The organism is Pseudomonas sp. NBRC 111140, from assembly GCF_001320885.1.
Taxonomy (GTDB): Bacteria; Pseudomonadota; Gammaproteobacteria; order Pseudomonadales; family Pseudomonadaceae; genus Aquipseudomonas; species Aquipseudomonas putida_P.
Genome location: NZ_BCBQ01000161.1, coordinates 1 through 6,099, shown reverse-complemented (window position 1 = coordinate 6,099; position 6,099 = coordinate 1). Strand labels below are relative to the sequence as shown.

Below are 6,099 nucleotides of genomic sequence, written 5' to 3'. Positions count from 1 at the left end.
GGTGAACTGTATGACGCGGATTACTGGAAGGGGCTGCAGGCGGCGATACGCGAGGGGAAGGTGATCGATGTGTTTCCCTATCGGCGCAAGGGGCGTTAGGCCTCAGCGAGCGTTGGTCCGCCGAGACCTGGGGTGTTGTTACAGCAGCCTGAGTACGAGGTTGGCACCGGCCCGCAGGTACTCGACCTGGGCCATCAATGCATCGCGGACAATCGCTTCGCCAGTATCCGTGAGTTTGGCGTTCTTGGCCTGTAGCGCTGTCAACTGCAGCAGTTGCATGGTGACGTCCATGGAGTTCATGTAGGCCTTCAGCGTGCTGTTGTGGGTGCCGAACAAGCCAATGAGGTTTTCCATGCGTTTGTCCGCTTCTTCGCGGACCTGCTGGTATTCTTCTATTGATATCACACCGTCTGACGCTATGGTCTTCAACAGTTCGTCAAGCGTGCCTGAAATGAAAGGGTTGAACTCTTTTTGGATTGTCGATTCAGCGTTCATGCACCTGATCCTCGCGATAATGGTAGGGGCATGGCCTGGGTTTCAGGCCAAGCCGACAGCGTGCATGAGCCGATCCAATGCTTGTGTTAGATAGCTGCCACACCGCTACCGCATCAAGGTGATAGCTCAGGCGGGTGCACCTTTCAGGCACTTCAAATCACTGAAATCGGTACGTACTTTGCCCAACCGCTCCTGTAAGAACCGCCGCTGCTGCGGGGTGCTTTGCTGCACCAGATCCACCAGCAAGCTGCGCGCCTGCCGCTCGGTGTTCTGATAGGCCGCCTGGTATTCGGGTGTCCACAAACTCTCCTTGTGCTGCAACAAGGTCGCCAGGCGCGGCTCGAAGCTCGCGTCGTTGCGTTGGTTCATCGCCAACAGCAATTGCTGCTGCCAGTGGGCCCGGTTGGCGATCCATTCTCGGTTCTGATCGCCCAGCGCTTCGGACCAGGCCCGCACACGTTGTTTTTGCACCGGGGTCAGCTCGCCAAACCACGGTGTCAGGCGTTTTTCCATACGTTCGGTACGGCGGGCGATCTGCTTCGGCAGAGGGGTATCCACGTATTGCTTCTGCCGCTCACTGATGTCGTCGCGGAAGGCCGCGCGCATCTCCGCTACCTGGCTGTCGCTCATGCCACGCAGCAACTCGGTGGCCGAAGGGGTGATTTCCTCGGCCACCCGGCCAATCGCTTCGCGGGCCTCGCGGGTGCGTTGCTGCAGGGCCTGGTCGGTAACCTGGTCGTCGGCGACCATGCCGCGTATCCGGTCCAGCCAGTCGAGGTAGCCGGGCAGCTGAGTCTTGCAATGCCAGGCCAGGTGCTCCTTGAGCCGGTCGTCGAGCAAAGCCTTCTGCTCGCGGTTCATGTCCAGGTAATCACCCAGCGACCATGGCACCAGGCGGTCAAGGTTGCGGTAGGCCAGGTCGATACGGCTGCAGGCGGCCAGGGCCGCAGCGAAGCCGATGGTGATGAGCAGGGCTTTGGACAGGCGTAGGGGCATGTGCTGTTCCTTGCATTGGCAACCAATCGGTAGAGGTAAGGGTAGCCGCAGGGTTCCACCGTATCGTTGCAATGGCGGTTTCCTTCCATCGGCAATCTCACTATTATTGCGACTAATTCTTATCCGCATCGTTACAAGGATGATTGCGTGTACAAGGTCCCGCCTGCACCGCACGATGACATGCACTGCCTGTACCGCGACCACAGCGGCTGGCTGCAAGGCTGGCTGCGCCGGCGTCTGGGCGATCGCGAGCGGGCGGCGGACCTGACCCATGACACGTTCCTGCGCCTGATCGCCAGCACGGTGGCCCACCCGCTGCGCGAGCCGCGTCATTTTCTGGCGACGGTGGCCAAGCGGGTGATGGTCGACCATTTGCGCCGGCGCTCGCTGGAGCAGGCCTATCTGGAAGCCTTGGCGCTGGAGCCAGAACTGGTTGAGGCGTCACCCGAGCAACGGGTGCTGCTGCTGGAAACGCTGTTGCAACTGGATGCCATGCTCGATGGCCTGAACCACAAGGTGCGCCAGGCGCTGTTTCTTTCCCACCTCGAAGGCTTGAGCTACGCCGAAATTGCCGAACGCCTTGGGGTGTCTGTCAGTTCGGTGACCAAATACATCGCCAATGCCACCGAGCAGTGCCTGCTGTTTGCGCTGGATGCCGAACTGTGAGCCCGGCGCAGCAACGCCAGGCCCTGCGTGATGCGGCGCAGTGGCATGCCCGCTTGAGTGCCGGGGCGGACTATCAGACGCTGTACCAGCGTTGGCAGGCCTGGCATCAGGGCGACCCGATTCATCAGTGGGCCTGGCAGCGCCTGGAGGCCTTTCACGCCGAGTTGAGCAGCGTGCCGTCGACTGTGGCACAACGAACGTTGGCGGTGGAACAGCCGTTGACTGGCCGGCGCACTGTGCTCAAGGGCCTGGTGCTAGGCCTTGGCGTGTCGGGCCTGGCCTGGACCGGCTACCGCCAGACGCCACTGTGGCTGGCCGATGTACGCACCGCTACGGGGGAACGGCGCCAGCTGCGGTTGGAGGATGGCACACAGCTCACGCTTAACACGGCCAGTGCCGTGGACATCCGCTATGACCACCAGCAGCGGCTGATCATCCTGCGCGCTGGAGAAATCATGGTGACCACGGCCAAGGATGCACGGCCACTCAGCGTGCGCAGCCAGCAGGGCGAGATGCGTGCGCTGGGCACGCGCTTTGTCGTGCGCCAGTTGGACGGGCAGACCGAACTGGACGTGCTGGAACATGCCGTTGCCGTGCGTAACCGCCCAGAGACCGAGCCGTTGCGGGTGGAGGCGGGCATGAGCCTGCGCTTTGGTTCCGGGCCACTGCCTGCGCCACAAGTGCTCGACCCCAATCGGGATGAGTGGGTGAATGGCCGGCTGGTGATCGACAACTGGCCCCTGGGCCGGGTGCTGGATGAGTTGCAGCGCTATCGCCCCGGCTTTATCGAGTGTGCCAAGGAGGTTGCCCATCTACGCCTGTCCGGGGCCTTCCCGCTGGACGATACCGCACGCGCGTTGCAGGCGATTGCCCAGGCGCTGCCGGTGCGGATCGAGACCCGCACGCGATTCTGGGTGAGGGTGCGGCCTTTGGCCTGAAGCTGTCATTGGGGCAGCAGATCGTTTTTAAAAATATTTCTCGTTTGCATTGTCGGTTTTCCAATTTCACACGACCCCTCCTGCAAACCGCCACCACAGGCCTTTGAAGGAGCCCCTCATGCCACGCCGCGTTACCCCTCACTGCTACCCCAGAAAACCCCTCGTCGTTGCCATGTTCAGTGCCGCCTTGCTGCTGCAGGCCACGGTGATTCATCCGCTGAGTGCGGCAGGGCAGGCCCGTGCCGTCGAAGCCACTCGCAGCTATGCCATTGCCAGCGGGCCATTGGGCGCGGTGCTCAGCCGCTTTGCCAGCGATGCCGGGGTGGTGCTGTCGTTCGAGGCCGAGCTGACCCAGGGTAAGCACAGTACGGGTTTGCAGGGGACATACAGTGTCGACCAAGGGTTTGCCCGGTTGCTGGCAGGGAGCGATCTACAGGTGATGGCCGCCAGTAATGGAAATTACCTGCTTTTGCCGCGTACGAAGGATGGCGCACTCGAGCTGGGCGCAACCAGCATCAATGCCTCGGGCCTGGGGGCTACGACGGAAGGGACGGGGTCTTATACGACCGGGTCGACCAATACGGCGACCAAGATGAACCTGTCGATTCGAGAGACACCGCAGACGATTAGCGTCATTACCCGCCAGCGCATGGATGACCAGCAACTGCATACCATGAGCGAAGTGCTGACACAGGCTCCCGGAATTACCATGTCCCAGGACGGCGGCGAGCGCTTCAATATCTATTCACGCGGCAGCCAGATCAATACTTACCAGATTGATGGGGTGACCACGACGCAGGAAAACCAGACACGCACCATGCCTGGCACCTTGTTGGACATGGCCCTGTACGACCACGTGGAAATTGTGCGTGGTGCTACCGGCCTGATGACCGGTGCAGGCGACCCCAGCGGCGTAGTCAACGTCATTCACAAGCGCCCGACTGCGTATTTTCAATCCTACGTGCAAGGCACAATCGGCTCTTGGGACTACAACCGCCTCGAAGCAGACGTCTCCGGTCCGCTGATCGACAGCGGCAAGCTGCGTGGCCGCTTCGTGGCTGCCAAGCAGGACAACAACACCTTCATGGACTGGTACAGCCAGGATAAGAACATTGCCTATGGCGTCATCGAAGCCGATGTTACCGATACCACCTTGGTGCGTTTCGGCGTCGACTATCAGACCTACAAGGCCACTGGCGCCCCTGGCGTACCCTTGATGTACAACAATGGCCAGCAAACCAACTTCTCGCGCTCGACCAGCGCCGGGGCACGCTGGGCCTACGATGACTATGAAACCTTCAACTACACCATCAATGTCGAACAGCAGCTTGCCAACGATTGGCAGTTGAAAGTGGCGGCAAACTACATGGACGTAGACCGGGACGTCGGCGTAGCCTACTACGCAACCAACAGCCTGACCTCCAGCCTGGACCCGGCAACCAACCGTGCTAACGCTGAGCGAGGGAAATCGTGGGCTGACCAGACCCAAAAAGGGGTGGACGTGGCCCTGCAAGGGCCATTTCAAGCGTTTGGACAGACCCACGAGCTGATAATCGGCTACAACTACCAGCAATATGACAACACGCACTTTTCCTACACCGGCGGCACCCAAGGTTTCGATTTCGATACGTGGGATAACGAACTGCCGAAACCAGCCAGCTACACGCCACTGCTGGACTTCAACATCAACTCACGGCAAAGCGGTTACTTTGCGGCAACACGCCTCAACTTCACCGATGATCTCCACGTGATCCTGGGGGCGCGCGGCAGCAACTACGAATACAACTATTACTCTAAGGTGCTCAATGCCATCCCCGAACGGGACCCTACCGTGTATGGAATGCGCGAACGTGGCGTGGTCACACCCTATGCCGGCATCGTCTACGACGTGACGCCTGAGCAATCGGTTTATGTCAGCTACACCGACATTTTCAAACCGCAATCGAACCGGGACATCGACAACAAACCACTGGATCCCGTGGAAGGCACCAACTACGAGGCCGGTTGGAAGGGTGAGTTCTTCGACCGCCGCCTCAATGCCAACGCCGCGATCTACTACATCAAGCGTGACAATCTGGGTGTTGCCACGGGCGAGACGATTCCAGGTACCAGCGACATCGCCTATAAAGCTGTCAGTGGTGCCGAAACCAAAGGTGTCGACCTGGAGCTTTCCGGCGAGGTACTGCCAGGCTGGAGCGTACAATCCAGCTACAGCTGGTCCCGTACCGAAGACTCCGATGGCAACCGCCAGCTGACCCAGTTGCCCACAGACACGTTGCGTTTCTGGACTACCTACCGCCTGCCTGGCGAATGGGACAAGCTCACCGTCGGCGGTGGCGTCAACTGGAACTCGGGTACGTCACTGTACTTTAGCCGCTACCAGACTCGGGCTAAACAGGATGACTACTATGTGGCCAGCCTGATGGCACGCTACCAAGTCACCGATCACCTCAGCACCACCCTCAATATCAACAACCTGTTCGACGAAAAGTACTATGCGGGCTTTGCTGGCAACTACGGGCACTACGGTGCACCGCGTAACGCCATGTTGAACCTGCGCTACGATTTCTGATCCAGCGCCCCAAAAGCTCAAGCGCAAAGGGGCAACCGTCCGGAAGCTTTGACACCACCCCATGTCTATCCGGAAAATAGCCCCCTTGTCTTGAGGATCATCGGAAATGGCTCTGCTTGGGCGTTACAACAGTTTGCAAATCGTGAAACACGTGGACTTCGGTCTGTACCTGGACGGCGGCGCCGATGGCGAGATCCTGCTGCCCGGGCGCTATATCCCGAAAAACGCCGAGACCGAGGTCGATGACTGGCTGAACGTGTTCATCTACCTGGACAGCGAAGACCAGCTGATCGCCACCACCGAGAAGCCCAAGGTGCAGGTGGGCGAGTTCGCCAGCCTCAAGGTCAAGGACATCAACGGTGCCGGTATCTTCCTTGACTGGGGCCTGTCCAAGGACCTGCTGATGCCGTACTCGGAAGAGGCACGGCCGCT

General features: G+C 60.0%; 7 protein-coding genes. 5 read left to right on the top strand and 2 right to left on the bottom strand.

Features of this window, described 5'->3' with window-relative positions:
* Positions 1 to 99: bifunctional isocitrate dehydrogenase kinase/phosphatase (locus APH42_RS30020; protein WP_156352967.1), on the top strand; the 99-nt coding region annotated here is incomplete at its 5' end.
* A gap of 39 nt (positions 100 to 138) precedes the next feature.
* Here APH42_RS30020 and APH42_RS28290 read toward each other — a convergent pair.
* Together APH42_RS28290 and APH42_RS28285 are read right to left on the bottom strand one after the other, a co-directional pair.
* Positions 139 to 495, bottom strand: a complete 357-nt coding sequence (locus tag APH42_RS28290) for a hypothetical protein (RefSeq protein WP_060494717.1) — start codon at positions 493 to 495, stop codon at positions 139 to 141.
* A gap of 126 nt (positions 496 to 621) precedes the next feature.
* Positions 622 to 1,491, bottom strand: a complete 870-nt coding sequence (locus tag APH42_RS28285; RefSeq protein ID WP_012273648.1) for a DUF6279 family lipoprotein — start codon at positions 1,489 to 1,491, stop codon at positions 622 to 624.
* Positions 1,492 to 1,638: 147 nt separating this feature from the next.
* On the opposite strand from APH42_RS28285, the gene APH42_RS28280 reads away from it, so the two are divergent.
* The 4 genes from APH42_RS28280 to APH42_RS28265 form a co-directional block, all read left to right on the top strand.
* Positions 1,639 to 2,157 (top strand): sigma-70 family RNA polymerase sigma factor, encoded by a 519-nt coding sequence (locus APH42_RS28280; protein ID WP_305728952.1) that lies wholly within the window; start codon positions 1,639 to 1,641, stop codon positions 2,155 to 2,157.
* On the top strand, positions 2,154 to 3,095 hold the full coding sequence (locus APH42_RS28275) for a FecR domain-containing protein (RefSeq protein WP_060494716.1): 942 nt from the start codon (positions 2,154 to 2,156) through the stop codon (positions 3,093 to 3,095). Before APH42_RS28280 ends, APH42_RS28275 begins: the two co-directional genes overlap by 4 nt.
* Positions 3,096 to 3,213: 118 nt before the next feature.
* Positions 3,214 to 5,667 carry a TonB-dependent receptor gene (locus tag APH42_RS28270; RefSeq protein WP_060494715.1) on the top strand — a complete coding sequence of 818 codons (2,454 nt, stop codon included), beginning with the start codon at positions 3,214 to 3,216 and terminating at the stop codon, positions 5,665 to 5,667.
* A gap of 106 nt (positions 5,668 to 5,773) precedes the next feature.
* Positions 5,774 to 6,099, top strand: a 326-nt coding sequence (locus tag APH42_RS28265; RefSeq protein ID WP_256217849.1) for a S1-like domain-containing RNA-binding protein, incomplete at its 3' end; no start/stop codon positions are given.

Bases quoted from the DNA above. Each gene is read 5' to 3' on its own strand.
- APH42_RS28290 (WP_060494717.1), bottom strand. From the start codon at position 495: ATGAACGCTGAATCGACAATCCAAAAAGAGTTCAACCCTTTCATTTCA.
- APH42_RS28270 (WP_060494715.1), top strand. From the start codon at position 3,214: ATGCCACGCCGCGTTACCCCTCACTGCTACCCCAGAAAACCCCTCGTC.
- APH42_RS28285 (WP_012273648.1), bottom strand. From the start codon at position 1,491: ATGCCCCTACGCCTGTCCAAAGCCCTGCTCATCACCATCGGCTTCGCT.